Origin of the sequence: Geodermatophilus bullaregiensis (genome assembly GCF_016907675.1) — a bacterium.
Classification (GTDB): Bacteria; Actinomycetota; Actinomycetes; order Mycobacteriales; family Geodermatophilaceae; genus Geodermatophilus; species Geodermatophilus bullaregiensis.
In genome coordinates, this window is sequence record NZ_JAFBCJ010000001.1 from 1,801,289 (window position 1) to 1,827,690 (window position 26,402).

The following is a 26,402-nucleotide window of genomic DNA, read 5'->3' on the forward strand; positions in this document are numbered from 1 at the left end:
TGCGACCGGCGCACGTTCGACGATGTCGTGGCCGGGAGTTGGTGAAGAGCACACAGCAGACGGTCGACCAACACGCCGGTCGACGAGGTGGCTCTCCGTAACGACTTCATTACCGTTCAGGCCGTGGAGTTGAGGGACGCCCGACCCGGGCCGAGCACGAGCCGACAGCGGCTCGACAGCATCCAGATGATGCGCGGCGTCGCTGCGCTGCTGGTCGTCGTCACGCACGCCGTCGACCTGGCCGAGGCGCACCCCCACCTGGGGGTGTCCCGGATCGCCGGGCTCGGTCACCTGGGCAACTTCGGCGCGATCGGCGTCGACCTGTTCTTCGTCATCAGCGGCTTCGTCATGGCGCTGTCCGTGGCGAACGCGGCGGGCGCCCCGGCCGCCGGCCGCTTCCTGGTCCTGCGGTGGGCGCGCGTGGCGCCGCCGTTCCTCATCGCCTGCGCGGTGCTGATCTGCCTGCACGCCTTCGTCGGCCCACCCCCGGCCCTCCCCTGGCGGGCAGCGGCCAACGCGGTGGTGTTCGTCCCCGTCCTGGACCGCTGGGGCTACACCCTCCCCGTCCTGGACGTCGGCTGGACGCTGTCGTTCGAGTTCACCTTCTACCTCGGCGTCGCGGCCATGGTGCTGCTCGGCCTGTCCCGGCGGCTGTGGCTGCTCGCCGCGGGCATGACCGCCCTCGTGGGCCTCGGGGCGGTCCTGCGCCCGGGCACCTTCCTGCTCGCCTGGGTGAGCAACCCGATCGTGCTGGAGTTCGCGCTCGGGATCGTCGCCTACCTGGTGTGGGAGCGCGGGCTGCTCACCCGGGTCCGGCCGCTGTGGTGGACCCTGGGCGGCGCGGCGGCCGCCGTGCTCGCGGCGCAGGTGGTGGTCGGCTACCACGACGTCTCCGAGGCGCGCACGGTCCTCGACGGGTCCACCAGCGCGCTGCGGGTCCTGCTCTGGGGCGTGCCGCTCTTCTTCCTCTTCCTCGCGCTCCTGCCGCTCGGGCAGGACGGCCGGGACTCACGGCTGGGCCGGGCCGCGCGCAGCCTGGGCGACAGCTCCTACTCGCTGTACCTGGTGCACATCCCGGTCTTCGTCGTCCTGGGCGCGGTGCTGACCCGGTCACCCGCGCTGCCGGTCGCCGACCTCGTCGTCGTCGTCGCCGTGGTCCTCGCCGTCGCCGCGGGCACGGTCTTCCACCACTGGGTGGAGGCGCCGATCAACGACTACGTGCGTCGGGTGAGCACTCGCCACCCCGCACCCGCGCGGACCGCCGCCCCCCGGGAGACGACGACCTCCGCGACGAGGGCACCGGCGACGAGGGCACCGGAGGCGGTGCGCGGACCGGAGCCCGCCGCCCACACCGAGCGCGCGGTCCTGTCCGGGCGGCACGGCGACCGGCGGCCGCCCGTCCCCCGGCTCGTCCCGCCGGTGCCACCGTCCCGGCCACGCGGGGTGGCCGGCACCGGTGGCCGCCAGGGCGCGCGCCACCCACTGCACCCGCACGCCGACCACCGGCGCCCGGCGGCCCCCGGGCGACTCGCCTCCGCCGCGGACCAGCGGTCGGCCGCGGACGCCGCCCGGGACGTCCAGCCGACCGGGGTGGGCGGGCCCCGATGAGCACCGCCGGACGAGGAGACAGCGTGTCCTGCACCGACCCGCGCCAGCCGCAGGCCCACGACGCCGCGGCGAACGCCCCGCAGAGCGGCCGGCAGCGAGTGGTGCTGCACGTCGGGACCCCCAAGTCGGGGACCACCTACCTGCAGGAACTGCTCTGGGCGTCGCGCCCGGCGCTGGCCGAGGCCGGCGTCCTCTACCCCGGTGAGCACCCGGGTGCGCACTTCCACGCGGTCCTCGACGCCCAGCAGCGCAGCTTCCACGGCCACGTCGACCCCGGCGTCGCCGGCGCGTGGGACCGGATCGTCGCCGCCGCCCGCGACCACCAGGGGACGACGGTCGTCTCGCACGAGCTGTTCGGCGACCTCAGCGGCGCGGAGGCCGCCCGCGCGCTGGCCGACCTCGACTTCGCCGAGGTGCACGTCGTGGTCACCGTCCGCGACCTGGCCCGGCAGCTGCCCGCCGTGTGGCAGGAGGACGTGAAGAACCGGCACGCGCTGCCCTTCGCCGACTTCCTCGACATGGTCCGTCCCGGCTCGGACCGGCCGGACGAGCAGCGCCCGGCGGCCGACACCACCGAGGGCCACGCCGAGGCGTTCTGGCTGCGCCACGACGTCCCCGCGGTGCTGCGCCGCTGGGCGGCCGGCCTGCCCGCCGAGCAGGTGCACGTGGTGACCGTGCCCCCGCAGGGCGCCGACCCGGCCCTGCTGTGGGAGCGCTTCGCCGCCGTCGTCGGCGTCGACCCGGCCGTGGCCACGCAGCCCGACGGCCGGCGCAACCAGTCGCTGGGCCGGGCCGAGAGCGAGCTGCTGCGCCGGCTCAACGAGCGGCTCGACTACGGCGTCGAGTGGCCGCTGTACGCCGCCCGGATCACCCACCACCTCGCCGTCGGCGCCCTCGCCGGGCGGCCCGGCTCGGCGCGGCTGACCCTGCCGGCCGGTGAGCGCGCCTGGGTCTCGGCCGCGGCCGACGCCGTGGTGGCCGAGCTCGCGGCCCTGGACTGCACGGTGACCGGTGACCTCGAGGACCTCCGGGTGCCGGCCCGCGGCCGGGACGACGACCGCCCCGCCGACCTGGCCGAGCTGCTCGACGCGGCCCTCGACGCCATCGCCGCGCTCATCCCCGTCGGCCCGCCGCCGGCACCGCAGCCCGCACCGGAGCCCGCGCCGGCCGGGGGGCCGGTCGCCGTCGCGCAGCCGGTCGCCGTGCCGGAGCCGGCTGCCGTCGCGGAGCCCGCCGTGCCCGTGCTGCCGCAGCCCCGTCTCCCGGGTGCGCACGTCGTCGCCCGGGCCGGCCGCGACCGCGGCGCCCGGCTGTGGCGCCGCGTCGTCGGCGCCCGGGCGCTGCCCCCGCGACCGGCGGCCGACGCGCCGGTGGAGACCGCCGGCGTCTGACCCCTCCTCCCCCGGTCCCCGGACCGGCCCGACGCCTCCGCCGGCGCCCGTCCCCCCGGGGACGGGCGCCGGTCGGCGTCCCCGCCCTGCCGGGAGCCCGCCGCCGTCGGCTGGCTACAGTCCGACCGGTTCACGAGCGAGGGAGTCGTCGGGTGCACAAGGTCCTGATCGCCAACCGTGGGGAGATCGCGGTCCGCGTCGCGCGGGCGTGCAAGGACGCCGGGCTGACCAGCGTCGCGGTCTACGCCGAGCCCGACCGGGACGCACTCCACGTGCGGGTGGCCGACGAGGCCTTCGCCCTGGGCGGGACGACGCCGGGCGACTCCTACCTGGTCGTCGACAAGATCCTCGACGCCGCGAAGCGGTCCGGCGCGGACGCGATCCACCCCGGCTACGGCTTCCTCTCGGAGAACGCCGGCTTCGCCCAGGCGGTCATCGACGCCGGGCTGACCTGGATCGGCCCCTCCCCGCAGGCGATCATCGACCTCGGCGACAAGGTGGCCGCCCGCCACATCGCCACCCGCGCCGGCGCCCCCCTCGTGCCCGGCACGAAGGACCCGGTCGGCGGCGCCGACGAGGTGGTCGCCTTCGCGGAGGAGCACGGCCTCCCGGTGGCCATCAAGGCGGCGTTCGGCGGTGGCGGGCGCGGGCTGAAGGTCGCCCGCACCGTCGAGGAGATCCCCGAGCTGTTCGACTCCGCGGTCCGCGAGGCCGTGTCGGCCTTCGGCCGCGGCGAGTGCTTCGTCGAGCGGTTCCTCGACCGGCCGCGGCACGTCGAGGCGCAGGTCCTGGCCGACACCCACGGCAACGTGGTCGTCGTCGGCACCCGCGACTGCTCCCTGCAGCGGCGCAACCAGAAGCTGGTCGAGGAGGCGCCCGCGCCGTTCCTCACCGACGAGCAGCGCGCGCGCATCCACGAGTCGGCCAAGGCCATCTGCCGGGAGGCCGGCTACCACGGCGCCGGCACCGTCGAGTACCTCGTGGGCGTCGACGGCTCGATCTCCTTCCTCGAGGTCAACACCCGGCTGCAGGTCGAGCACCCGGTGTCGGAGGAGACCAGCGGCATCGACCTGGTGCGCCAGCAGTTCCGCATCGCCGACGGCCTGCCGCTGGAGGTCACCGAGGACCCCGAGCCGCGCGGGCACAGCATCGAGTTCCGGATCAACGCCGAGGACGCCGGGCGCGGCTTCATGCCGGCGCCCGGCCCGGTGACGCGGCTGGAGATCCCGCAGGGCCCGGGCGTGCGCTGGGACGCCGGCGTCGAGACCGGCGGCGAGGTGGCCGGCGCGTTCGACTCGATGCTGGCCAAGCTGATCGTCACCGGCGCCAGCCGCGAGGAGACGCTGCAGCGGGCCCGCCGCGCGCTGGACGAGCTGGTGGTCGAGGGCATGCCCACGGTGGTCCCGTTCCACCGCGCGGTGGTCCGCGACGAGGCGTTCACCAGCGAGCCGTTCTCCGTGCACACCCGCTGGATCGAGACGGAGTGGGACAACCAGGTCCCGCCGTACTCGGCCGCGCCGGCCGAGGCCGACGAGGAGGTGCCCCGGCAGACCGTCGTCGTCGAGGTGGGCGGGCGGCGGCTGGAGGTCTCGCTGCCCGCCGGGCTGGCCGCCGGAGGCAGCGCGCCGGCCGCCGCCGGGGGTGGCGCCAAGCCGCGCAAGCGGGGCTCGGGGCACGGCGGGTCGGGCGCGAGCGGCGACTCCCTCACCTCGCCGATGCAGGGCACGATCGTCAAGGTCGCCGTCGAGGAGGGCGCCCCGGTCCAGGCCGGCGACCTCGTCGTCGTCCTCGAGGCGATGAAGATGGAGCAGCCGATCGCCGCGCACAAGGCGGGCACCGTGACCGGCCTGTCGGCCGAGGTCGGCGCCACCGTCACCAGCGGCGCGGTCATCTGCACCATCGCCGACGCGGGGTAGTCCCAGGACGACGTCGGGGCCCGTCACCGCGTGGTGACGGGCCCCGACGTGGTGCCTGGACCGGTCAGGAGGCGCTGACCTGACCGGTCCGCACCGACCAGGACAGCGTGCCGCCCTGGAAGCGCTGCGAGACGCCGGCGGAGGTGGGCACCTCCGGCCCGACCGGGTAGCCCAGGTGGCCGTTCTCCCCGCCCAGCTGACCCCACCGGGTGCGGATCGCACCACCGACCGGCTGGGCGCCCGAGGCCGGTGACCAGTAGATCGACGGCCCCTGGAAGGCCTGGTGGCAGCCGCCGCCACGGAGCCCGCACACCGCGTCGGTGGTCGGGTAGCCGAAGAACCGCTCGGCGCCGGCGCTCCAGCGGGAGAGGATCGCGCCGTTGAGCGGGTGGGCGCCGCCGGCCGGCGACCAGTAGACCCAGCCGGCCTGGAACGGCTGACGGCAGCCGCCGTTGAGCATCCCGCACACCTCGTCGCCGGTCGGGTAGCCGAGCCAGCCGAACTCCCAGCCGAGCGACCCCCACCTGGCGCGGATCGCGCCGGTGATCCGCTGCGCCCCGGAGGCCGCCGACCAGTAGACCGTGCCCCCCTGGAACTGCTGCAGGCAGCCGCCGTTGCCCAGACCGCAGACCTCGTTGCCGGTCGGGTAACCGAGGGGACCGCTGTCGCCGCGCAGCGAGACCCACCGGCCGCCGATGGCGCCCCGCGGGTTGACGGCAGCAGCACCGGACGCCGGGGACCAGTGGACGGAACCGCCCTGGAAGACCTGCGAGCACCCGCCGGCGGCTGGGCCGCACACGGCGGCAGCCGCCGGGTAGCCGAGCCAGCCGTTCTCCCAGCCCAGCGTCCCCCACCGCTCCTTGATGGCGCCGTTGACCGGCTGGGCGCCGGTTGCCGGCGTCCAGTAGATCGAGCCGCCCTGGAAGTGCTGCAGGCACCCGCCGCCACGCAGGCCGCACACCTCGTCGGTCACCGCGTAGCCGAGGAAGCCGTTCTCCGAGCCCTGCACGCCCCACTGGCCGCGGATGGCGCCGCCGATCGCGTGCGCTCCGCTGGCCGCGGTCCAGTAGATCGAGCCGTGCTCGAAGTGCTGCAGGCACCCGCCGCCCCGCAGGCCGCACTGCTCCCCGGTGGTGGGGGACCCGAGCCAGCCACCCGTGCCACCGAGCCGGCGGTACAGCGCAGCGATGGCGGTCTCGGGCGCGGGGCCGTCGGCCGCCGTCCGCACGGTGACCGTCACGGCCGACGCGGACGTGGCCGTCACGCTGACGGTGAGGCCGCCGCCGCCGAGGGACATCGGGCTGCCGGGGGGCAGCACGGTCTGCTCGTCGAGGTCCCAGTCCTCGTCCGCGGACGGGGTCCCGTCCAGCAGCAGCGAGGTGTCGCTCGTCGGTCCGGGGCCGTCGACGTGGACGAGGACGCCGGCCTCCAGGCCGTAGCTCGCGTAAGGGTCGGACAGCCAGCTGTCGCGGCCCACGGCGGCGCGGTACTCGACCCAGTAACGGGTGCTCCCGGAGGTCAGCACGAGCACCCGGGTGCCGGTCCGGCTGCCCATCGGCTTCAGCGTGTAGGTGCCGCCGGTCCCCGTGGCGGAGACCGACTGCTGCGCCGACGAGGGCAGCATCCCGAGCCGCGCGGCCTGGGGGGCGTTGAGCGAGCCGACCTGCTGCCAGGAGACGCCCATGACGTCGTAGAAGTCCCAGTAGGACTCGGTCCGGCACGGGGCGGTCTCCGGCGAGGCGTCGCACTGCACCGCCGAGGAGTGGCCCAGGCCGAAGTTGTGCCCGAGCTCGTGGGCGAGCACCGAGGTGGCCGTGTCCTGCACGTAGGCCAGGCCGCCGGCACCGATGCCCGAGCCGATCGTGCCCAGCCCGTAGGAGCAGTCGGCGGTGTAGGGGACGTAGAGCAGCAGGTGCTCGGCCGCGCCGCCGTTCCAGCCGATGGTCCCGGCCGCTTCCTCCCACAGCGCGAAGGGGTCGGCGCAGTCGGCCACGGTGGGGAACCAGTCGTGCCGGCCGGTCACCGCGACGGTGACCGCGCCGTCGGTCTGCTCGTTCCAGAACTGCCGCACCGGCCCGTCGACGGCAGCGACGACCTCGGCCAGCGTCGTGCCGTCCTGGGGTGCGCCGGCCGGCTGGACCATCGCCACGGTGACGGCGTTGGTGGTGGGTGCGGTGGCGGCGGCCGGCTCGGCGGGGGCGACGACCTCGGCCTCGACGACCTCGCGGGCGGGCTCGAGGCCCTGCTCCACGGTCGCCTCGTCGCGGACCTCGGCGCCGACGGTGACCTCGACGGTCGCGCCCACCTCGATGTCGGCGACGTCCTCGGTCGGGACGCGGACGGCTCCGTCGTCCCCGCTGTCGATCCAGCTGAGCAGGGTGTCCTCGACGTCCCCGGCCGGCGCGCCAGGGGCCTCGGCGTGCTCGGGGTCGGCGAACGCCTGGACCAGCGTCCCGACGACGGTGTCGCCGGCGGCGACCTGGTCCGGCGCCGGGTCCTCCGCCGCGGCCGGGCCGGCCAGCAGCAGCGGCACGAGGACGGCGGTGACGGCCGCGAGGGCGAGCAGCCGCGGAGACCGCGGGCGGGCAGCGTGGGGCACGGGTCTCTCCAGGTCGGTGGGCACCGTGCTCTTCATCGGCGGCACGGGCGCCGGACTGGACCCCAACGCCCCGGCTCCGCCCGTCCGGGCGTCAGGGGCGGCGGCGCAGCAGCGGCAGCCTGCGCGCGGCGAGCGCGGTCCCGCCGACGCCGACCAGGCCGCCCGCGGCGAGCGCCGGGGTGGTCCAGCCCGGGCCCGCGGGAGCCGTCGCGGCGGCCTCGACCGGAGCGGCGCCGGGTGCCGGTGCCGGTGCCGGGACCTCGGTGGCGGCGGCGACCGGCGGCGCCACGGGGGCGGGGGCGGGGGTGCCGGCCGTCTCCACCGGCTGCGCGACCGGAGCGGCAGCGGGAGCGGGCGGGACGGCGGCGCGGACCGGGGCACCGGGCAGCACCGAGGGCGCGGGGCCGGCCGGCGTCGGGGCGGTGCCGGCGACCGGCGCCCCGCTGACCACGGTGACGGTCGCGCCCGCCGCGGTGACGGCGTCGACCGTGACGGTCAGCTCCCCGCCGGCCACCGACACCGGGACGCCGGGCTGCAGCGCCGTCTGCAGGTCGCCGTCCCAGCCGGCCGCGGACGACGGCGTGCCGTCGAGCAGCAGCGAGGTGTCGGGCAGCGCGCCCTCGCGGTGCAGCAGCACGCCGCTGTCGAGCCGGTAGCGGTTGTCCGAGGCGAGCCAGGCGTCCCGGCCGACGGCGGTGCGGTACTCCAGCCAGTAGTCGGTGCCCTCGGCGTCGGTGAGCCGCACCGCGCGGGTGCCGCTGCCGCCGCCGATCGGGGCGAGGGTGACCGTCCGCGCGCCGCTGCCGGCGGGCACGGCCTGCGTCGCGGCGGCGGGCAGCACCCCGAGGCGCTCGGCCTGGGCGGCGGTGAGGCTGCCGACGCGGTCCCAGGAGACGCCCATGACGTCGTAGAAGTCGCGGTAGGCGGCGGTGCGGCAGGTGCCGCCCTCCACCGTGCCGTCGCACTGCAGGCCGCTGGAGTGGCCGAGGCCGAAGTTGTGGCCCAGCTCGTGGGCGATGACGGCGGGCAGGTCGTCGCGGACGTAGAGCCGGCCGCCGGACGTCGTCCCGGAGCCGACCTGACCGAGGGCGTAGGAGCAGCCGGGCAGGTCCTGCGGCCGGCTGCTCACGTAGAGCAGCAGGTGCCGCCCCGGGCCCGGCTCGAAGCCGACGCGGCCGGCGGCCTCCTCCCAGAGCGCGGTGGGGTCGGCGCAGCCGGCGGCGGTGCGGATCCAGTCGTGGGCCGCGGTGACGCCGACGGTGACCGCGCCGCCGGTCTGCTCGGACCAGAACCGCGCGACCGGGTCGTCGACGGCCGAGACGACCGAGGCCAGCGACGTGCCGTCCGGGGTGCCACCGTGCGGGACCACCATGACGACGGTGACCTGGTTGGTGACCGAGCCGGCCGGCACGGGGCCTGCCGCCGGGGCCGCCTGGACGACCTGGGTGTCGAGCACCTCGCGGGCCGGCTCCAGGCCGTCCTCGGCCGCGGCGTCGGCCTCGGTGCCGCCGACGGTCACCTCGACGGTGGCCCCGGGCTCGACGTCCTCGACGTCCTCGGCGGGGACGCGGACGGAGCCGCCGTCCTCGGCCTCGACCAGGGTCAGCGGCTCCTCGTGCGACTCACCCGCGTGCTGGCCGTCGGGGGAGGTCTCCGGCCAGACCTGCACGAGCTGCCCGGTGACCGTCTCGACCGTGCCCTCGTCGGCCAGCGCCGACGGCGCGAACGGGCCGGCGCAGAGCGCGAGCACGGCACCGGCGACGGCGAGGGACCGCGGCAGGCGGGCGGGGACTCGGAGCGGGGACATCCCCCCCGTCATCGGCGGACGGCGGTCCCGCGGGCACCATCCGCGACCCGCCCGTCACAGCGGTCCCGCCCGTCCCGTCCCGACGGCCCCGGCCGTCACGGGCGTCACGCCAGCGCGTCGGCCCCCATGAGCCGCCGGCCGGCCTCGGTGATCGAGCCCGACAGCGACGGGTAGATGGCGAAGGTCTGCGCCAGGTCGCTGACGGTGAGGCCCTTGGTCACCGCCAGCGCGATCGGCAGGATCAGCTCGCTGGCCCCCGGCGCGACGACGACCCCGCCGACGACCACGCCGGTGGCCTTGCGGGCGAACAGCTTCACGAAGCCGGCGTGCAGGTCGCTCATCTTGGCCCGCGCGTTGGTGGCCAGCGGCAGCCGGACGACGTCGAGGTCGTGGCCCTCGGGCAGCGTCTTCTCCTGGACGCCGACGGTGGCGATCTCCGGGTGGGTGAAGACGTTGGCCGCCACGGTCTTCAGCCGGATCGGCTGCACGGCCTCGCCGAGCGCGTGCCACATCGCGATGCGGCCCTGCATCGCCGCGACGCTGGCCAGCTGGAAGACGCCGGTGACGTCGCCGGCGGCGTAGACGCCCGGCACGTTGGTCCGCGACACCCGGTCGACGACGACGTGGCCGGACTCGCGCAGCTCCACGCCGCACGCCTCGAGGTTGAGCCCGGCGGTGTTCGGCACGGTGCCCACGGTCATCAGCGCGTGCGAGCCCTCGACGGTGCGGCCGTCGGTGAGCTCGACCAGCACGCCCTTCTCGGTGCGGGTGACGCCGGCGGCGCGGCCGCGCTCGGCGATCCGCCCGCCGCGCGCCTGGAAGACCTCCTCGAGCACCTCGGCGGCGTCGGCGTCCTCGCCGGGCAGCACCTGGTCGCGGGAGGAGACGAGGGTGACCGGCACGCCGGCCTCGAGGTAGCCGGAGGCGAACTCCGCGCCGGTCACGCCGGAGCCGACGACGACGAGGTGCTCGGGCATGTCCTCGAGGTCGTAGAGGTCGCGCCAGTCGAGGATCCGCTCGCCGTCGGGCTCGCTGCCGGGCAGCACGCGCGGGTCGGCGCCGGTGGCGATGAGGACGACGTCGCACTCCAGCGTCTCGGTGACGCCGCCGTCGGCGTCCAGCACCTCGACGCGGTGCTCGACCAGCCCGCGGACGTCGTCGGCGAGCCGGCCCTGCCCGGCGACGATCCGCACGCCCTCGGCGGTCAGCCGGGCGTGGATGTCGGCCGACTGGGCGACCGCCAGGCCCTTGACCCGGCTGTTGACCGTGACCAGGTCCAGGCCGACCGTGCGCAGGTCGGTGCCCCGCAGCCCCAGCACGCTGGAGTCGCGGACCGACGTCATGGTGCCGGCGGCGGCGATGAGGGTCTTCGACGGGACGCAGTCGGTGAGCACGCTGGCCCCACCGAGCCCGTCGCGTTCGACGACGGTGACCTGCGCACCGAGCGAGGCGGCCACCAGCGCGGCCTCGTAGCCGGCCGGGCCGCCACCGATGATGACGATGCGGGTCATGGCGCTCTCCTGCGTCAGGGGTCGTGCGGTGACCCCATCCTCCCAGCCGTCGCCGCATGCGTCGGCAGGCTCACGGGTCGCGCGGGCCACACCGGCCGTAGGCTCGGTCGGCGATGGGTCTCTACGCCGCGTACGGGTCGAACATGGACCCCGACCAGATGCTGCGCCGCTGCCCGTCCTCGCCGCACGTCGGTACCGGCTGGGTCCGCGGCTGGCGGCTGACCTTCGGTGCCGAGGAGTACGGCTGGGAGGGCGCGCTGGCCACCCTCGTCCCCGCCGAGGACGACTCCCCCGGCGTCTTCGTCGCCCTCTACGACCTCACGCCCACGGACGAGCGGGCCCTCGACGCCTGGGAGGGCGCCGACTCCGGCCTGTACCGCAAGCTCAACCTGGGCGTGCACACCCTCGGCGGCGACGTCGTCGCCTACGTCTACGCCCTCGACGCCTTCGAGGGCGGCCTGCCCTCGGCGCGCTACCTCGGCGCGCTCGCCGACGCCGCCGAGGCCGCCGGCGCCCCGGCCGACTACCTCGCCGAGCTCCGCGCCCGCGACTGCCGCTCCACCGGCGTCTGACCCGCCCCCCCTCGGCGTCGATCATGGAGCCGTGACCACTCCCCCGGCCCGGATCGTGGTCACGGCTGCATGATCGTCGGGGCGCGGGCGCTCAGATGGCGGCGCACGGTGGTCACCATCCGCTCGTACCGCTGGTGGACGTCGACGGCGGTGACGTGCAGCAGCCGCCAGTCCCGCTCGGTCAGCCAGTTGTGGCGAATCCGGTCGGCGGCCAGCTGCCGGCGGGTCATGTGCGCCTCCAGCCCGTCGAACTCAGCGGCGACCCGGTGGTCCTCCCAGCCGACGTCGAGGCGGTGCCGACGCCCGCCGTCGACCACCTCGACCTGCAGTCGGGGGGCCGCGAGCCCCGCGGCGAGGAAGCGCCAGCGCATCCGCGACTCCATCGGCGACTCCGCGCCGGCGTCCGCGTGGGGTACCAGCTCACGCAGGCGGACCACATCCCGCAGTCCCGCCTGCGCCGCGGTCGCCGTCGTGAGCCCGTCGCGGGTGCAGGTCCCGCTGCGCAGCGCGGCGTCGAGGGTGGCCAGCGCGTCGACCGGCGCCCCGAGGCGGGCGACGTCGCAGGCCGTGCGGGCCGGGCCCGTGACCCAGACGCCTCGGTGGCGGACGACGTCGTCCGCGCCGAGACACGAGGCGTGCACCTGCAGCCCGCGCACCCTCCGGTTGTTGATCCGCTCCGGCCCCATGAAGTGCAGAGGCTCGGCGCGGGCGCGGTCGGCGGGACGCAGGTCGAAGCCCCAGAGGTGCGCCGCCGTCGTGTGGCAGGCCACGAGGTCACCGCCGAGCCACAGCGCGGCGGCCCGGACCGTCGCCGCGACGTCGTCCGGGAGCTCGCCGTCGACGTACACGCCGGCCCAGGGCGTGCGACGCCAGACGCCCCGGCGGAGGTTCGACCGCAGTCGCGCCGGCGGCACTGCCCCGAGCGCCTGTTCCCGGGTGAAGACGCCACCCTGCCGGTCGACGGTGCGGAGGAGGGACGCGGACACCACCCGAGGCTCGCCACGTCGGCACCGCCCCGGACGGGGGTGCCGTCATCTGTGGGCGAGCGTCCTCGCCTGGGGACGGCCGCGACGACCGGGCGCTCAGGAAGAGCCGAGGAAGGTCTCCAGGAGCTGCCGGGCGGCCAGCGCGGGGGTGAGCTCGCCGGCCAGCACCGCCTTCTCCAGCTCCGGCGCGGCCGCGCGGACGCCGGGGTGCGCGCGCAGCCGCTGCTCGAGGCCGTCGCGCACCAGCTGCCGGGTCCAGCGCACCTGCTGGCTGCGCCGCCGCTCGTCGAAGGCCCCCGACGCGCGGGCCCGGTCCTGGTGCTCGACCAGCTTGGCCCACACCTCGGCCAGCCCCTCGCCGGTCAGCCCGGCGCAGGTCAGCACCGGCACCTGCCAGTCCTCGCCGTGCCCGCGCAGCATCCGGATCGCGCCGGCCAGCTCGCGGGCGGCCTTGCGCGCGTCGCCGGCGGCCGGACCGTCGGCCTTGTTGACGGCGATGACGTCGGCGATCTCCAGGATCCCGCGCTTGATCCCCTGCAGCTGGTCGCCGGTGCGCGCCAGCGTGAGGAACAGGAAGGAGTCGACCATCTCCGCGACGGTCACCTCCGACTGCCCGACGCCGACGGTCTCCACCAGGACGACGTCGTGACCGGCCGCCTCGACGACGACCATCGACTCGCGCGTCGCCTGCGCCACCCCGCCCAGCGTCCCCGCGGTCGGCGCGGGCCGGATGAAGGCCGCCGGGTCGACCGACAGCCGCGCCATCCGGGTCTTGTCGCCGAGGATCGACCCGCCCGACCGCGCCGAGGAGGGGTCGACGGCGAGGACGGCGACCTTCGAGCCCGCCGCGGTCAGGTCGACGCCGAGCTGGTCGATGAAGGTCGACTTCCCCACGCCGGGCACCCCGCTGATGCCCACGCGCCGGGCGTTCCCGGCGTGCGGCAGCAGCTCGACGAGCAGCTCCTGCGCCCGCTCGCGGTGGTCGGCCCGGCGGGACTCGACCAGCGTGATCGCCCGGGCCAGCGACCGGCGGTCCCCGCCGAGCACCCCCTCGAGCAGCGCGGGGACGTCGGGGCCGGGCATCAGGCCGGCCCCGTGGCGGAGTGACCCGGCATCAGTGGCCGAGGCGCTGCGCCAGCGTCCGCAGCAGCTCCTGCGCCGCCTCGGCGATGACCGTGCCGGGCGGGAACACCGCGGCGGCGCCCATCTCCTTGAGCGTCGGGACGTCGTCGGGCGGGATGACGCCGCCGACCACGATGAGGACGTCGTCGGCCCCGAGGTCGGCGAGGGCCTGCTTGAGCGCCGGCACCAGGGTGAGGTGGCCGGCGGCCAGCGAGGAGACGCCGACGACGTGCACGTCGGCCTCCACCGCCTGCCGGGCGACCTCCTCCGGCGTCTGGAACAGCGGGCCGACGTCGACGTCGAAGCCGAGGTCGGCGAACGCGGTGGCGATGACCTTCTGCCCGCGGTCGTGCCCGTCCTGGCCCATCTTGGCGACGAGGATCCGGGGCCGGCGGCCCTCGGCCTCCTCGAACGCCTCCGCCATGCGGCGCGTCTCCTCCATGGGCCCGGAGCGGCCGGCCTCGTCGCGGTACACACCGGAGATGGTGCGCACCTGCCCGGCGTGCCGCCCGTAGACCTCCTCCAGCGCGTCGGAGATCTCCCCGACCGTCGCCTTGGCCCGGGCGGCGTCGACGGCGAGCTTGAGCAGGTTGGAGTCCAGCGAGGAGTCCCGCCGCCCCTCGGCCGCCGCGCGGGCGGCGTCGGTGAGCCGGCGCAGCGCGTCGGTCACCGCACCGGCGTCCCGCGAGGCCCGCAGCTCCTCGAGCCGGGCCTTCTGCTGGGCCAGCACGTCGGCGTTGTCCACGCGCAGCACGTCGATGGCCTCGTCGGCGTCGACCCGGTACTTGTTGATGCCGATCACCGGCTGGCGGCCGGAGTCGATGCGCGCCTGCGTGCGGGCGGCGGCCTCCTCGATGCGCAGCTTCGGGATGCCGTCGTCGATGGCCTGGGCCATGCCGCCGTGCTCGGCGACCTCCTCGATGTGCGCCCACGCGCGCCGGGCCAGGTCGTAGGTCAGCTTCTCCACGTACGCCGAGCCGCCCCACGGGTCGATGACCCGCGTGGTCCCCGACTCCTGCTGCAGCAGCAGCTGGGTGTTGCGGGCGATCCGGGCGGAGAAGTCGGTCGGCAGCGCCAGCGCCTCGTCGAGGGCGTTGGTGTGCAGCGACTGGGTGTGCCCCTGGGTGGCGGCCATGGCCTCCAGGCACGTGCGGACGACGTTGTTGTAGACGTCCTGCGCGGTCAGCGACCAGCCCGACGTCTGGCAGTGGGTGCGCAGCGACAGCGACTTGTCCTTCTGCGCGCCGGCGTCCTTGACCAGCCGCGCCCACAGCAGCCGCCCGGCGCGGAGCTTGGCGACCTCCATGAAGAAGTTCATGCCGATCGCCCAGAAGAAGGACAGGCGCGGGGCGAACGCGTCGACGTCGAGGCCGGCGCCCTTCCCCGCGTTCAGGTACTCGACGCCGTCGGCCAGCGTGTACGCCAGCTCCAGGTCGGCCGTCGCCCCGGCCTCCTGGATGTGGTAGCCGGAGATGGAGATCGAGTTGAACCGCGGCATCTCCGCCGAGGTGAAGGAGAAGATGTCGCTGATGATCTGCATCGACGGCTTGGGCGGGTAGATGTAGGTGTTGCGGACCATGAACTCCTTGAGGATGTCGTTCTGGATGGTCCCCGTGAGCTGCTCCGGCTTCACCCCCTGCTCCTCCGCGGCGAGGACGTAGAGCGCCAGCACCGGCAGCACCGCGCCGTTCATGGTCATCGAGACGCTCATCCGGTCCAGCGGGATGCCGTCGAAGAGCTGCCGCATGTCCAGGATCGAGTCGATGGCGACCCCCGCCATGCCGACGTCGCCGACCACGCGCGGGTGGTCGGAGTCGTAGCCGCGGTGGGTCGGCAGGTCGAAGGCGACCGACAGGCCCTTCTGCCCGGCGGCGAGGTTGCGCCGGTAGAACGCGTTGGACTCCGCCGCGGTGGAGAAGCCCGCGTACTGGCGGACCGTCCACGGCTGGGTCGTGTACATCGTCGGGTAGGGGCCGCGCAGGTAGGGCGGCAGGCCGGGATAGGTCCGGAGGAAGTCCAGCCCGTCGAGGTCGGCCGGGGTGGCCAGCGGCGGGACGGCGATGCCCTCGGGTGTCTCCCAGGTCGCCTCGGCCACGCCGCGGCCGGTGACCTCCTCGAACCGGCGGGCCCAGTCGCCGGCCGAGGCCGTGGCCGCGGGACGGCCCAGCTCGACGCTGCTGAAGTCGGGGATCGGACTCATGCCGGCACTCCCAGCTGCTCGTGGACTCGCTGCAGGACGTCGAGCGCGTCGCACCCGGCGTACACGTACCCGTCGACGCCGTCCACACTCAGGGACGGCTTGCCGGCGAGCCACACCTGCGTGGCACCGGCCGTGCGCAGCTCCGCGGCCAGCGCGGCGGCCGAGTCCACGTAGTCGCCGTCGGTGCCGCAGATGCAGGCCACCGTCGTCCCGGCGTCGGCGAGACCGGACGCGCCGTCGCCGGCCGGGGTCTCGAGGCCACCGGCTTGGAACAGGTTGCCGGCGAAGGTGGCCCGCGCGGTGTGCCGGGCGACCGGGCCGATCGTGGCGAGGTGGACGCGCGGCCGGGTCGGCGCGGCGTCGGCGCGGTCGCGCAGCTCCTCGAAGGCCTGGGCCGCGCGCACGCGCGGCAGCCCGCCGGTGGGGTGCAGGTCCGCGGCGGGCTGCCGCTCCGGCAGCTTCTCGGCGAGGTTGGGGAACTCGCTGACGCCGGTGATGGCGTCGCGGCGCGTCGCGAGCCGCTTCGCGCGCTCGTCCCACGCGGCGGCCAGCCGGTCGCGGACCAGCCCGGACGACAGCGCCGCCGCCAGCCCCCCGGCCCGCTCGATCTCGGTGAACCACGCCCAGGCCGCCTGCGCCAGCGAGTCGGTGAGCGACTCGACGTACCAGGAGCCGCCGGCCGGGTCGAGCACGCGGGCCAGCGACGCCTCCTCGACCAGCAGGCTCTGGGTGTTCCGGGCGATCCGGCGGGAGAAGGCGTCGGGCAGGCCGAGCGCGGCGTCGAAGGGCTGCACGGTGACCACGTCGGCGCCGCCCACGCCCGCGGCGAAGCAGGCGACCGTCGTCCGCAGCATGTTCACCCAGGGGTCGCGCCTGGTCGTCATCACCGACGACGTGACCGCGTGCTGCCGCTGGGCGCGGGCGTCGGGTGACGCCCCGCTGGCCTCGCCGACCCGGTCCCACAGCCGGCGGGCGGCGCGCAGCCCGGCGATCGTCGTGAACTGGTCGGCGCTGGCGGCGTAGCGGAACTCGAGCTGGGTGAAGGCCTCGTCCACCGGGAGCCCGCCGTCGGTGAGCGCCCGCAGGTAGGCGACGCCGGCGGCCAGCGAGCAGCCGAGCTCCTCGACGGCCGAGGCACCGGCGTCGGCGAAGACCGTGGCGTCGACGACGGCGGTGCGCCAGCCCGCGGGCGCCCGGCGGGCGACACCGGCCAGCCCGGAGAGGTCCTGCTCCTCCCCCGAGGCGGCCTGGTCACCGAGCGGGTCGAGGCCCAGCGAGCCGCCCGGCGCGAGGTCGGTGCGGCCCTCGACCAGCGAGAGCAGCGCCTCGGCGGCGGGCAGCCCCCCGGAGACGGCCACCGGCGCGAGGTCGAGGTAGACGTCGGCGAGCACGTCGCCGAGCGCCGCGACCGGGACGGCGCCCTCCCCCAGGTGCAGCCACAGCGAGGTGACGCCGTTGTCCAGGTCGGCGGCGATCGCCTCCCGCGTCACCGCGGTGTCGGGGTGGGCGTGCCGCTGGCGGAGGTCCCAGCCGGCGGGCACGCCGCTCTCGGGGGCGGCCCCGGGGCGGGCGCCGCGGACGAAGGGCGGCAGGCCCGGGACGCCGACCGCCGTCGGCAGGTCCCCGGCGTCCTCGGCGGTGTAGAGGGGGGCGACGCTGACGCCGGTGGCCACGGTGCGGCGCAGGGCGTCCTCGACCGGGTCGGGCAGCCGGTCGCGGCCGGCCTTGCGCAGCACGCCGGCGACGAGCTCGCGCCACTGCTCCCGGGTGACCTCGGGGAAGGCGCCGGCGAGGGAGAGCTCCTCGGGGACCTCGTGCTCGGCGGGGACCTCGTCGTCGCCCGGTGTCGCGGTCTGCTCAGTGGCGTTCATCGTCGAACTCCCGGCGTCGGCTCTGGGTCCAGGGACGTTCTACCGCCGCTCGCCCGGTCGTGGGCGGGCGGGGTGGCTGGGGGACGGTGCACCGGCGGCCGGGCCGCTGCTGCCGGCGTCGGCGGACAGCGCCTGGAGCGCGGCACGGACCATGAGCCGCACGCCCACGCCGATGGCCCGCTCGTCGACGTCGAAGGTGCCGCGGTGCAGGTCCAGCGGCTCCCCGCCGCCGTGCGTGCCGAGGCGGGCCAGGGCGATCGGGACGACGTCGGCGAACCAGCCGAAGTCCTCCCCGCCCATGCTCTGCGGTGTCGGCCGCACGCCCTCGGGGCCCACCGTGGCCAGCGCCGCGGTGCGCAGCAGGGCCACCGTGCGCGGGTCGTTGACCACCGGTGGGACGCCGCGCACGTACTCCACCGCCACCTCCGCGCCGGTCGGGGCGGCCACCCGCTCGACCAGCCGGCGCAGCATCGCCTCGGCGCCGGCCCAGGCGTCGCGGTCGAGGACCCGCACGGTGCCGCGCAGGGTGCCGCGCTGCGGGATGGCGTTGGCCGCCACGCCCGCGTTGACCGCGCCCCACACCAGCGACATCCCCGCGCGCGGGTCCACCTGCCGCGACAGCAGCCCGGGCAGGTCGGTGATCAGCCGGCCCAGGGCGTCGACCAGGTCGACGGTCAGCTGCGGCCGCGCGGTGTGCCCGCCGGGACCGGTGAGGACGACGTCGAGGCGGTCGCAGGCCGCGGTGATCGACCCGGTGCGCAGGCCCACCGCGCCCACGGGCGTGGCCGGGTCGCAGTGCAGCGCGAACGCCCGCGAGGCGCCGTCGAGCACGCCGGACTCGACCACGTGCTTGGCGCCGCCGGGCACGGTCTCCTCGGCGGGCTGGAACACGCAGCGGACCGTGCCGGGCAGGTCGTCGAGCGCCGCGAGGGCCAGCGCCGCGCCGAGGACGACGGTGGTGTGCACGTCGTGCCCGCAGGCGTGGCACATGCCCTCGCGGGTGGAGGCGTAGGGCACGTCCTTGAGGTCGGCCAGCGGCAGGGCGTCGATGTCGGCGCGCAGGACGACGGTCGGCCTGCCGCTGCCGACGTCGACCACCAGCCCCGTGCCGCCGGGCAGCCGCCGCGGCTCGAGCCCGGCCTCGCCCAGCCGCTCCTCGACGAAGGCCGTGGTCTCCACCTCGGCGTAGGACAGCTCGGGGTGGGCGTGCAGGTGCCGGCGCACCTCGACCAGCTCGTCGAGGCGGCCGGCCACCCACGCGTCGAGCCCGGCGGCGAGGTCCTCGGGGGGACGGCTCATGCGGCGTGCCCGCCGGCGCAGGCCGCCGGGCCGGGGACGGGGCCGTCGGGCCGGGTGGCCGGGCCGGTCGCCGGGAGACCGTCGCGCAGCTCGGTGAGCAGGCCGTCGACGACGGCGCGCAGGTCGCCGCCGGCCGCCAGCGCGGCGGCGCGCTGGCGCTGGTAGGACGCGCCGACGGCGAGGACGCGCTCGATCCCGGCCAGCTCGGCCTCGCAGCCCAGCCGCCGCGCGGTGGGCGTGAGGTCCTCGGCGAGGTCGAGCAGCGCCTGCCGCACCGGGCGGACGGTGCCGCGCTCGTCGACGATCACGTCGGCGTCGAGGCCGTAGCGGGCCGCCCGCCACTTGTTCTCCCGCAGGATCCAGCTCGGCGGGGTGGGCAGGGTGTAGCCGCGGTCGAGCTGGGTGTCGAACTGCTCGACCAGGCACTGCGACACCGCCGCCGCCACGCCGATCTCCTCGAGGGTGGGCAGGCCGTCGCAGACGCGCAGCTCGACGGTGCCGAAGCCCGGGTGGGGGCGGATGTCCCACCACACCTCGCGCACGCTCTGGATGGAGCCGGTGGCGATGAGCGTCTCCATGTAGGTCTCGAAGGCGCCCCAGTCGGGCAGCTGGTGCGGCAGCCCGGCCGTCGGCATCCCCTCGAACACCTTGCTGCGCGCCGAGGCCAGGCCGGTGTCGCAGCCGACCCAGAACGGCGAGGACGCCGACAGTGCGAGCAGGTGCGGCACGTACTGGGTGAGCGCGTTGACGATCGGCATCGCCTTGTCCGGCGAGCGGACGCCGACGTGCACGTGGACGCCGAAGATCTGCAGCCGCCGGGCCAGCCACTGCATGCGCTCGACCAGCTGCAGGTAGCGCTCCTTCGGCGAGATCAGCTGCGTCTGCCAGTCGGTGAACGGGTGGGTGCCGGCGCAGAGCAGGCCCAGGCCGCGGCGGTCGGCGGCGGCGGCGACCTCGGCCACCGTGCCCGCGAGGTCGGCGGTGGCCTCCTCCACGGTGGTGCACACACCGGTGATGACCTCGACGGTCGACTGCAGCAGCTCGTGCTTGGCCTTGGGGTGCTCCTCGGCGCCGTCCGGGCGCATCTCCTCGAGGATCTCGACCGCGCCGGGCGAGAGCTCCCGGCTCTCCCGGTCGACGAGCTGCAGCTCCCACTCCACGCCCAGGCTGGCGCGCTCGGAGGAGGTGAAGGGGATCTGCACCCCACGAGGATAGGGACGACCGGGCCGCGCCACCCCCTGGAACGGCGCGGGCGGCTCAGACGGCGGCCAGCTCCGGCTCGGTGGCGGCCGGGCGGGCCAGCCGCGCCGCCGCCGGCACCCGCGCCGTCACCGCGGCGACCGCGCGGCGGCCGTAGAGGCCGGGGTGGACGAGCACGCAGCACAGGTCGCGGCTGACCACCGACACGCCCGCGCCGTCGTCGGTGGGCACCAGCGCCTCCACGCGCGACCACGGGATCCCGTGCACGTCGCCGTCGGCGTCGCGGTGGGCCAGGCCCTCGTCGGAGACGACCAGCGCCACGCGGGCCGCCGGGTCGAGCAGCCGCCGGTGCAGCGCCGGCCGGAACAGCGTCCCCCCCGGCAGCGCGGGCAGCGTGCCGCACAGCGGGCGGCGGACCACCCGGGGGTCGGGGCCGTCCCACTCGGCGGTGTCGGGCACGGCCAGGACGGCGGTCGGCTCGGCCCGGCGCAGCGCCGCGGTGACCTGCGCCGGCGTGGTCGCGCGCCAGGCGGCCAGCGTGGCGGCGGCCGACCGGGAGGGCAGTCCGACCGCGGCGCAGTACGCGGCGTCGGCCAGCTCGGCGCCGGCGGCGTCCTCCTCGTCGAGCTCGGCCTCCAGCCCCGCGACGGCGTGCGCGACCTCCTCCGCGGTCGGGCCCTCGGCGCACAGCCCGGCGAACGTCTGCCACAGCAGGCCGGCCACCTCGGCGTCGCGGCCGGAGCGGGCGTCGACGACGACGGCCACCTCGCGCCGGTCGGCGGCGAGGTCGAGCGGCAGCGAGTCCACGGCGTAGGAGAGCCCGCGGGCGTGCCGGGCGCGCTCGCGCAGCCGGTCCTCCAGGACGTCGACCCCGACGGCCAGGGCGACGTCGTCCGGCCGGTCGGTGGCCAGCAGCAGCCCGACGCCGGGCGCGTCGGTGCGGGTCCACACCGGGCCGTCCTGCGGCCGCGGGACGGGCAGCCGCCGCACCGGCCGCGGCCCGTCGGGCAGCGGCAGCCGCAGCCCGCCGGGCAGTGGGCCGTGGCACCACAGCGCCGCGTTGCCCCGCACGAACCAGCGGGCGGCGTGCGCCCGCACCGCCTCCTCGGTCAGGTGCTCGGGGCCGGGCCCGGCCGACACGGTCAGCCCCGGCCCGGTCAGCCCGTAGCGGGCGGCCCACAGCGCGCTGACCGTCGAGGAGCCGGTGCCGCAGCCCTCGGCCAGCAGCACGCCGGCCTCGGCGGCCATCCGCTCGGTGGGCAGGTCCGCGAGCGCCCGGCAGACGCCCTCGAGGAACGCGCGGACGGCGGCCGGCCGGCCGGTGGCGAAGAACGCGGTGCTGTCGACGTCGGTCACGGCGTTGCAGCGCAGGTGCGTGCGCGGGAGGGCGGCCATGGCCAGGTGCTCGACGAGGTGGGTGACCTCGATCGTCGCGAACGTCTCGTCGCGCAGGCCGACGCCGAAGACCAGCGCCGCGGTGGTCCGCTCGGGTCCGGCGGCGGTGAAGACGGGGACGCCGTCGATCTGCGTTCGCTGCACGGCGGTCATGGTCGCGGCCGGTCGCCCCGCTCCCCCGGGCCGACACGCCACCGGGGGCGGCTGGGACGGGTGAGCCGGTGACCGCCGCGGACACAGGCGTCCGGGCCGACGCCCGGGGGTCGGCGTCGCCCGGGCCGGCGTCGCCCCGGTCGGCGTCGCCCGGCCCGGCGGCGCCGGGTTAGCGTCCACGGGTGAGCGCACCTGCCGCACGGACCGGTCCCGACACCCTCGCCCGCACCGCCGCGGCCGAGCTGACCACGGCCCTGGGCGACGGCCACGACGTCGCCGTCGTCATGGGCTCGGGCTGGGCGCCCGCGGCCGACGCGTTCGGGGCGGCGCAGGGCGCCGTCGCGATCGGCGACCTGCCCGGGTTCGCCGCCCCCACGGCGGTCGGCCACGACGGGCAGGTGCGGTCGGTGCGCGTGGGCGAGCGGCGGGTGCTGCTCTTCCTCGGGCGCACGCACCTCTACGAGGGCCGCGGCGTCGAGCCGGTGGTGCACGGCATCCGCACCGCGGCCGCGGCCGGCGTGCGCACCGTCGTCCTCACCAACGCCGCCGGCGGGCTGGCGCCGGAGCACCGGGTGGGCCAGGCGGTGCTCATCAGCGACCACCTCAACCTCACCGCCCGTTCCCCGCTGGTCGGGGCGACCTTCGTCGACCTCACCGACCTGTACTCCGCGCGGCTGCGCGAGCTCGCCCGGGGGATCGAGCCGGACCTGACCGAGGGCGTCTACGCGGCGCTGCCCGGCCCGCACTACGAGACCCCCGCCGAGATCCGCATGCTGCGCACGCTCGGTGCCGACCTCGTGGGCATGTCCACGGCGCTCGAGGCGATCGCCGCCCGCGCGGCCGGCCTGGAGGTGCTGGGCCTGTCCATGGTCACCAACGCCGCGGCCGGCATCACCGGCGAGAAGCTCGACCACGAGGAGGTGCTCGCCGCGGGGAAGGCGGCGGCGGGGCGGCTGGGCCGCTTCCTCGTCGAGTTCACCGGCCGGCTGCCGTGACCGGCCCCGTCCTCGTCACCGGCGCGGCCGGGCGCGTCGGCACGGTGCTGCGGGAGGGGCTGCCCGAGCGCGGCTGGGCGGTCCGCAGCCTCGACGTCGTCGGGATCGGCGAGCCCCGGCCGGGCGAGGAGACCGTCGTCGCCGACGTGACCGACCCCGCCGCGATGCGCAGCGCCACCGCGGGCGCGGCCGCCGTCGTCCACCTGGCCGGCATCTCCGGCGAGTCGACCTGGCCGGCGGTCCTGCACGCGAACGTCGACGGCACCCGCACGGTCCTCGAGACCGCCCGCCGGGCCGGGGTGCGCCGCGTCGTGCTGGCCAGCAGCAACCACGCCACCGGGTACACCGGGCGGCCGGCGTCCGGTCCCCTCCGGGAGGACGACGGCCTCGCGCGGCCGGACACCCACTACGGGGTGTCGAAGGTGGCGATGGAGGCGCTCGGCTCGCTGTACGCCGACCGCTACGGCCTCGACGTCGTCTGCCTGCGCATCGGCACCGCCGCCCCCGAGCCGCCGACGCCGCGCGCGCTGGCCACCTGGCTCTCCCCGCGGGACACCGTCGCGCTGGTGGACGCCGCGCTGCGCGCCCCCTCCCCCGGCTTCCGCGTGGTCTGGGGCGTCTCGGCCAACACCCGCGGCTGGTGGGACCTCACCGCGGCCCGGTCGCTCGGGTACGAGCCGCAGGACGATGCCGAGGTGTACGCCGGGGCGCTGGTCGCGGCGCACGGCGAGCCCGACCCCGCCGACCCGGTGCACGCGCGGGTGGGCGGCGAGTTCACGTTGCCCGAGTACGACGCCGAGGAGGTCCCGTCGTGAGCGTGCTGGACGACGCCCGCGCCTGGGCGGGGGCCGACCCGCACCCCGGCGACCGCGCCGAGGTCGAGGCGCTGGTCGCGGCCGGCGACACCGCGGAGCTCGAGCGGCGGTTCAGCGGGCCGCTGACCTTCGGCACCGCCGGGCTGCGCGGTCCGCTGCGCGCCGGGCCGGCCGGGATGAACGCCGCCGTCGTCACCCGGGCCGCCGCCGGTCTCGCCGCCTGGCTGACCGGCGCCGGGCACGGCGGCGGCGGGGTGGTGGTCGGCTTCGACGCCCGGCACCGCTCCGACGAGTTCGCGCGCGTCTCCGCCGCGGTGCTGGCCGGTGCCGGGTTCGCCGTCCAGGTGCTGCCGCGGCCGCTGCCGACGCCGGTGCTGTCCTTCGCCGTCCGGCACCTCGGCTGCGTCGCCGGCGTGATGGTGACCGCCAGCCACAACCCGCCGCAGGACAACGGCTACAAGGTCTACCTCGCCGACGGCGCACAGCTCGTGCCGCCGGCCGACCGCGGGATCGAGGCCGCGATCGCCGCCGTCGGCCCGGCGCGGGAGGTCCCGCTGTCCGACGACTGGGTCACCCCCGGCGACGACGTCGAGGCCGACTACGTCGCCGCCGTGGTGCGGGCGCTCGACCCCTCGTCGGTGCCGGCGGCCGCGCGGCAGGGGCTGACCGTGGCCTACACCGCGATGCACGGCGTCGGCGCGGCCACCACGCGGGCGGTGTTCGCCGCGGCCGGGATCGCCCCGCCGGTGAGCGTGCCCGAGCAGGACTCCCCCGACCCGGCGTTCCCGACGGTCGCCTTCCCGAACCCGGAGGAGCCCGGCGCGGTCGACCTGCTGCAGGCGCTGGCCGCGCGCCTCGGCGCCACCGTCGCCATCGCCGAGGACCCCGACGCCGACCGCTGCTCGGTGGTCTGCGACGGCCGGCAGCTCACCGGCGACGAGGTCGGCAGCCTGCTCGCCGACTGGCTGCTGCGCCGCGGCGTGCGGGGCACGTACGCGTCCTCGCTGGTCAGCGGCTCGCTGCTGCACGCACTGGCCCAGGCGCACGGCGTCCGGTTCGCCGAGACGCCGACCGGCTTCAAGTGGATCATCCGCGCCGGCACCGACGACGAGCCGCTGGTCTTCGGCTACGAGGAGGCGCTCGGCTACGCGGTGACGCCCACGGTCGCGCGGGACAAGGACGGCATCTCCGCCGCGCTCGCCGTCGCGCTGCTGGCCGCCGAGCTCGGGGCGAGCGGGCGCTCGCTCCTCGACCGGCTCGACGAGCTGGCCGTCGAGCACGGGCTGTTCGCCACCGGCCAGCTGTCGGTGCGGGTGGAGGACCTCTCGCTGATCTCCGGCGCGATGGCGCGGCTGCGGGCGGCGCCGCCGTCCCGGCTGCTCGGCCGGGAGGTCACCGCCGCCGACCTGCTGCACGAGGACCCGCCGGTGGACGCCGTCCGGCTGCTCGGCGACGGCGTGCGGGTGGTGGTGCGGCCCAGCGGCACCGAGCCCAAGCTCAAGGCCTACCTGGAGACCGTCGTCCCGGTGCACGACGACGCCGGGGTCATCGCCGCGCGCGGCCGCGGCGAGGACGAGCTCGACCAGCTGCGCGCCGAGATGGCCGCCGCCCTGGGGCTGTAGGTGGACGTCGGGGTGATGGATGTGAGTGCGCTGGTGTTCGACGTCTTCGGCACCGTCGTCGACTGGCGCGGCGGCGTCGCCCGCGAGGCCGCCCGGCTGCTCGGCCCCGGCGTCGACGCCGCCGCGTTCGCCGATGCCTGGCGCGACCGGTACCAGCCGTCGATGGACCAGGTGCGCCTGGGCGCGCGACCGTGGGCGGTGCTCGACGACCTGCACCGGGAGTCGCTGCCGGAGGCGCTGGCCGCGGTGGGCGTCGGCGGCGTGCCCGACGACGTCGCCGGCGAGCTGGTGCTGGCCTGGCACCGCCTCGACCCGTGGCCCGACGCGGTCCCGGGGCTGACCCGGCTGCGGCGCTCGTACGTGCTGGCGCCGCTGTCCAACGGCGGGGTGCGGCTGCTGGTCGACCTGGCCCGCCGCGCCGGGCTGCCGTGGGACCTCGTGCTCGGCGCCGAGGTGGCGGGCCGCTACAAGCCCGACCCGGCGGTCTACGACTCCGCGCCCCGGCTGCTGGCGCTGCCGCCGTCGTCGGTGTGCATGGTCGCCGCCCACCTCGACGACCTGGCCGCCGCGCGGGAGCGGGGGCTGCGGACGGCCTACGTGCACCGCCCCGACGAGTTCGGCGGGCGCGAGGTGCCGCCGTCCACCGACCCGGACGCCGACCTCTCGGTCGCCTCGATCGAGGAGCTCGCCACCGCGCTGGGCTGCTGAGCGCGGATCGTCCGCTGGGTCGAGAGCGGGGTTCCTGCCGCTCGCGGCGGCGTGTCGGCGCGTGTCGGCGGCAACGAGCCGATGATCAACGGCGGCGGCGACGTCCGGGCGCCCGCCACTCCACCGTCCAGGTCTCCCCTACGGCCAGGGACCGCCAGCGCCGGGCGGCGTCGGCGAGGGCGGCCGCCGCGCCGGCCACCCGGTCGGGGGGCAGGCCCAGCGCGGACGCCTCGCCGGGGAGCACCTCGGCGCCGCGGGCGCAGCGGCCCACCAGGTCGGCCAGCCCCTCGGCGCGCTGGATCGCCGCGGCCCGCTCGCGCTTGAGCCGCGCCGAGCGCTCGGCCGCGTGCGGCGGCTGCCGGCCCGAGACGTGCCGCATGCTCCGCCAGACGACGCCGTCGGCCACGCAGCCCCAGATCCCGTCGGCGACGCCCAGCTCGGTCTCGACCAGCGCGTGCACCAGGTCGTGCGGCAGGTCGCCCCCGCCCCCGGCGCCGCGCATCGCGAAGACCACGCCGTCGTCCCGCTCGACGCGGGTCTCCACCGGCCGCCGGTCGGCCATCCGGGAGAAGGTCATCCGCACTCCTCCAGGGTGACCGGACCGGCAACCCGTTTCACCGGGTCGCGACCTC

The 26,402-nt window shown here is 76.7% G+C and carries 19 protein-coding genes; 8 read left to right on the forward strand and 11 right to left on the reverse strand.

What is annotated here, in order from left to right; genetic code table 11:
* The first annotated feature begins 123 nt into the window (after positions 1-123).
* From JOD57_RS08395 to JOD57_RS08405, 3 genes are all read left to right on the forward strand, one after another.
* A complete protein-coding gene (locus tag JOD57_RS08395) occupies positions 124-1,608 on the forward strand; it encodes an acyltransferase family protein (RefSeq protein ID WP_204691488.1) in 1,485 nt (494 codons plus the stop codon).
* 23 nt (positions 1,609-1,631) lie between these two features.
* Positions 1,632-2,999, forward strand: coding sequence for a hypothetical protein (locus tag JOD57_RS08400; RefSeq protein ID WP_204691490.1), 1,368 nt, complete (start codon positions 1,632-1,634; stop codon positions 2,997-2,999).
* A 152-nt stretch (positions 3,000-3,151) separates the two neighbouring features.
* The gene (locus JOD57_RS08405) at positions 3,152-4,915 is read left to right on the forward strand and encodes an acetyl/propionyl/methylcrotonyl-CoA carboxylase subunit alpha (RefSeq protein WP_204691492.1); all 1,764 of its coding nucleotides are present in this window, start codon (positions 3,152-3,154) and stop codon (positions 4,913-4,915) included.
* A gap of 64 nt (positions 4,916-4,979) precedes the next feature.
* On the opposite strand, the gene JOD57_RS08410 is transcribed toward JOD57_RS08405, so the two are convergent.
* From JOD57_RS08410 to JOD57_RS08420, 3 genes are all read right to left on the reverse strand, one after another.
* Positions 4,980-7,514: a M66 family metalloprotease gene (locus JOD57_RS08410; protein ID WP_204691494.1), complete on the reverse strand. Its 2,535-nt coding sequence runs from the start codon at positions 7,512-7,514 to the stop codon at positions 4,980-4,982.
* Between the two features lie 91 nt (positions 7,515-7,605).
* The gene (locus tag JOD57_RS08415) at positions 7,606-9,321 is read right to left on the reverse strand and encodes a reprolysin-like metallopeptidase (RefSeq protein ID WP_204691496.1); all 1,716 of its coding nucleotides are present in this window, start codon (positions 9,319-9,321) and stop codon (positions 7,606-7,608) included.
* A 104-nt stretch (positions 9,322-9,425) separates the two neighbouring features.
* The gene (locus JOD57_RS08420) at positions 9,426-10,832 is read right to left on the reverse strand and encodes an NAD(P)H-quinone dehydrogenase (protein ID WP_204691498.1); all 1,407 of its coding nucleotides are present in this window, start codon (positions 10,830-10,832) and stop codon (positions 9,426-9,428) included.
* Positions 10,833-10,945: 113 nt separating this feature from the next.
* On the opposite strand from JOD57_RS08420, the gene JOD57_RS08425 reads away from it, so the two are divergent.
* A complete protein-coding gene (locus tag JOD57_RS08425; RefSeq protein ID WP_204691501.1) occupies positions 10,946-11,404 on the forward strand; it encodes a gamma-glutamylcyclotransferase family protein in 459 nt (152 codons plus the stop codon).
* Positions 11,405-11,463: 59 nt separating this feature from the next.
* Here JOD57_RS08425 and JOD57_RS08430 read toward each other — a convergent pair whose 3' ends face one another.
* The 7 genes from JOD57_RS08430 to JOD57_RS08460 all read right to left on the reverse strand — a co-directional run bounded on the left by JOD57_RS08430 (position 11,464) and on the right by JOD57_RS08460 (position 21,621).
* Positions 11,464-12,390 (reverse strand): type IV toxin-antitoxin system AbiEi family antitoxin, encoded by a 927-nt coding sequence (locus JOD57_RS08430; protein WP_204691503.1) that lies wholly within the window; start codon positions 12,388-12,390, stop codon positions 11,464-11,466.
* A 96-nt stretch (positions 12,391-12,486) separates the two neighbouring features.
* Positions 12,487-13,473, reverse strand: a complete 987-nt coding sequence (gene meaB / locus JOD57_RS08435; protein ID WP_204691505.1) for a methylmalonyl Co-A mutase-associated GTPase MeaB — start codon at positions 13,471-13,473, stop codon at positions 12,487-12,489.
* A 31-nt stretch (positions 13,474-13,504) separates the two neighbouring features.
* Positions 13,505-15,712: a methylmalonyl-CoA mutase gene (gene scpA, locus JOD57_RS08440; protein WP_204691514.1), complete on the reverse strand. Its 2,208-nt coding sequence runs from the start codon at positions 15,710-15,712 to the stop codon at positions 13,505-13,507.
* Entirely contained in the window at positions 15,709-17,583 is a 1,875-nt protein-coding gene (locus JOD57_RS08445; protein ID WP_204691516.1) for a methylmalonyl-CoA mutase subunit beta, read from the reverse strand. The genes scpA and JOD57_RS08445 overlap by 4 nt, the downstream gene beginning before the upstream one ends.
* A 39-nt stretch (positions 17,584-17,622) precedes the next feature.
* Complete coding sequence (locus JOD57_RS08450) at positions 17,623-18,882, reverse strand: amidohydrolase (RefSeq protein WP_204691518.1); 1,260 nt, start codon at positions 18,880-18,882, stop codon at positions 17,623-17,625.
* Positions 18,879-20,084, reverse strand: a complete 1,206-nt coding sequence (locus JOD57_RS08455; RefSeq protein ID WP_204691520.1) for a glutamate--cysteine ligase — start codon at positions 20,082-20,084, stop codon at positions 18,879-18,881. Before JOD57_RS08455 ends, JOD57_RS08450 begins: the two co-directional genes overlap by 4 nt.
* Before the next feature lie 55 nt (positions 20,085-20,139).
* The gene (locus tag JOD57_RS08460) at positions 20,140-21,621 is read right to left on the reverse strand and encodes a peptidase M16 family protein (protein ID WP_204691522.1); all 1,482 of its coding nucleotides are present in this window, start codon (positions 21,619-21,621) and stop codon (positions 20,140-20,142) included.
* Positions 21,622-21,812: 191 nt separating this feature from the next.
* Here JOD57_RS08460 and JOD57_RS08465 point away from each other — a divergent pair, with 191 nt between their 5' ends.
* The 4 genes from JOD57_RS08465 to JOD57_RS08480 are packed head-to-tail and all read left to right on the forward strand — an operon-like array spanning position 21,813 to position 25,770.
* Entirely contained in the window at positions 21,813-22,625 is an 813-nt protein-coding gene (locus tag JOD57_RS08465) for a purine-nucleoside phosphorylase (RefSeq protein WP_204691524.1), read from the forward strand.
* Positions 22,622-23,440, forward strand: coding sequence for an NAD-dependent epimerase/dehydratase family protein (locus JOD57_RS08470; protein ID WP_204691526.1), 819 nt, complete (start codon positions 22,622-22,624; stop codon positions 23,438-23,440). The genes JOD57_RS08465 and JOD57_RS08470 overlap by 4 nt, the downstream gene beginning before the upstream one ends.
* Entirely contained in the window at positions 23,437-25,062 is a 1,626-nt protein-coding gene (locus JOD57_RS08475) for a phospho-sugar mutase (RefSeq protein ID WP_204691528.1), read from the forward strand. Before JOD57_RS08470 ends, JOD57_RS08475 begins: the two co-directional genes overlap by 4 nt.
* Before the next feature lie 15 nt (positions 25,063-25,077).
* Complete coding sequence (locus JOD57_RS08480; RefSeq protein WP_204694736.1) at positions 25,078-25,770, forward strand: haloacid dehalogenase type II; 693 nt, start codon at positions 25,078-25,080, stop codon at positions 25,768-25,770.
* Between the two features lie 85 nt (positions 25,771-25,855).
* On the opposite strand, the gene JOD57_RS08485 is transcribed toward JOD57_RS08480, so the two are convergent.
* Complete coding sequence (locus tag JOD57_RS08485) at positions 25,856-26,347, reverse strand: hypothetical protein (protein WP_204691530.1); 492 nt, start codon at positions 26,345-26,347, stop codon at positions 25,856-25,858.
* Positions 26,348-26,402 lie beyond the last annotated feature (55 nt).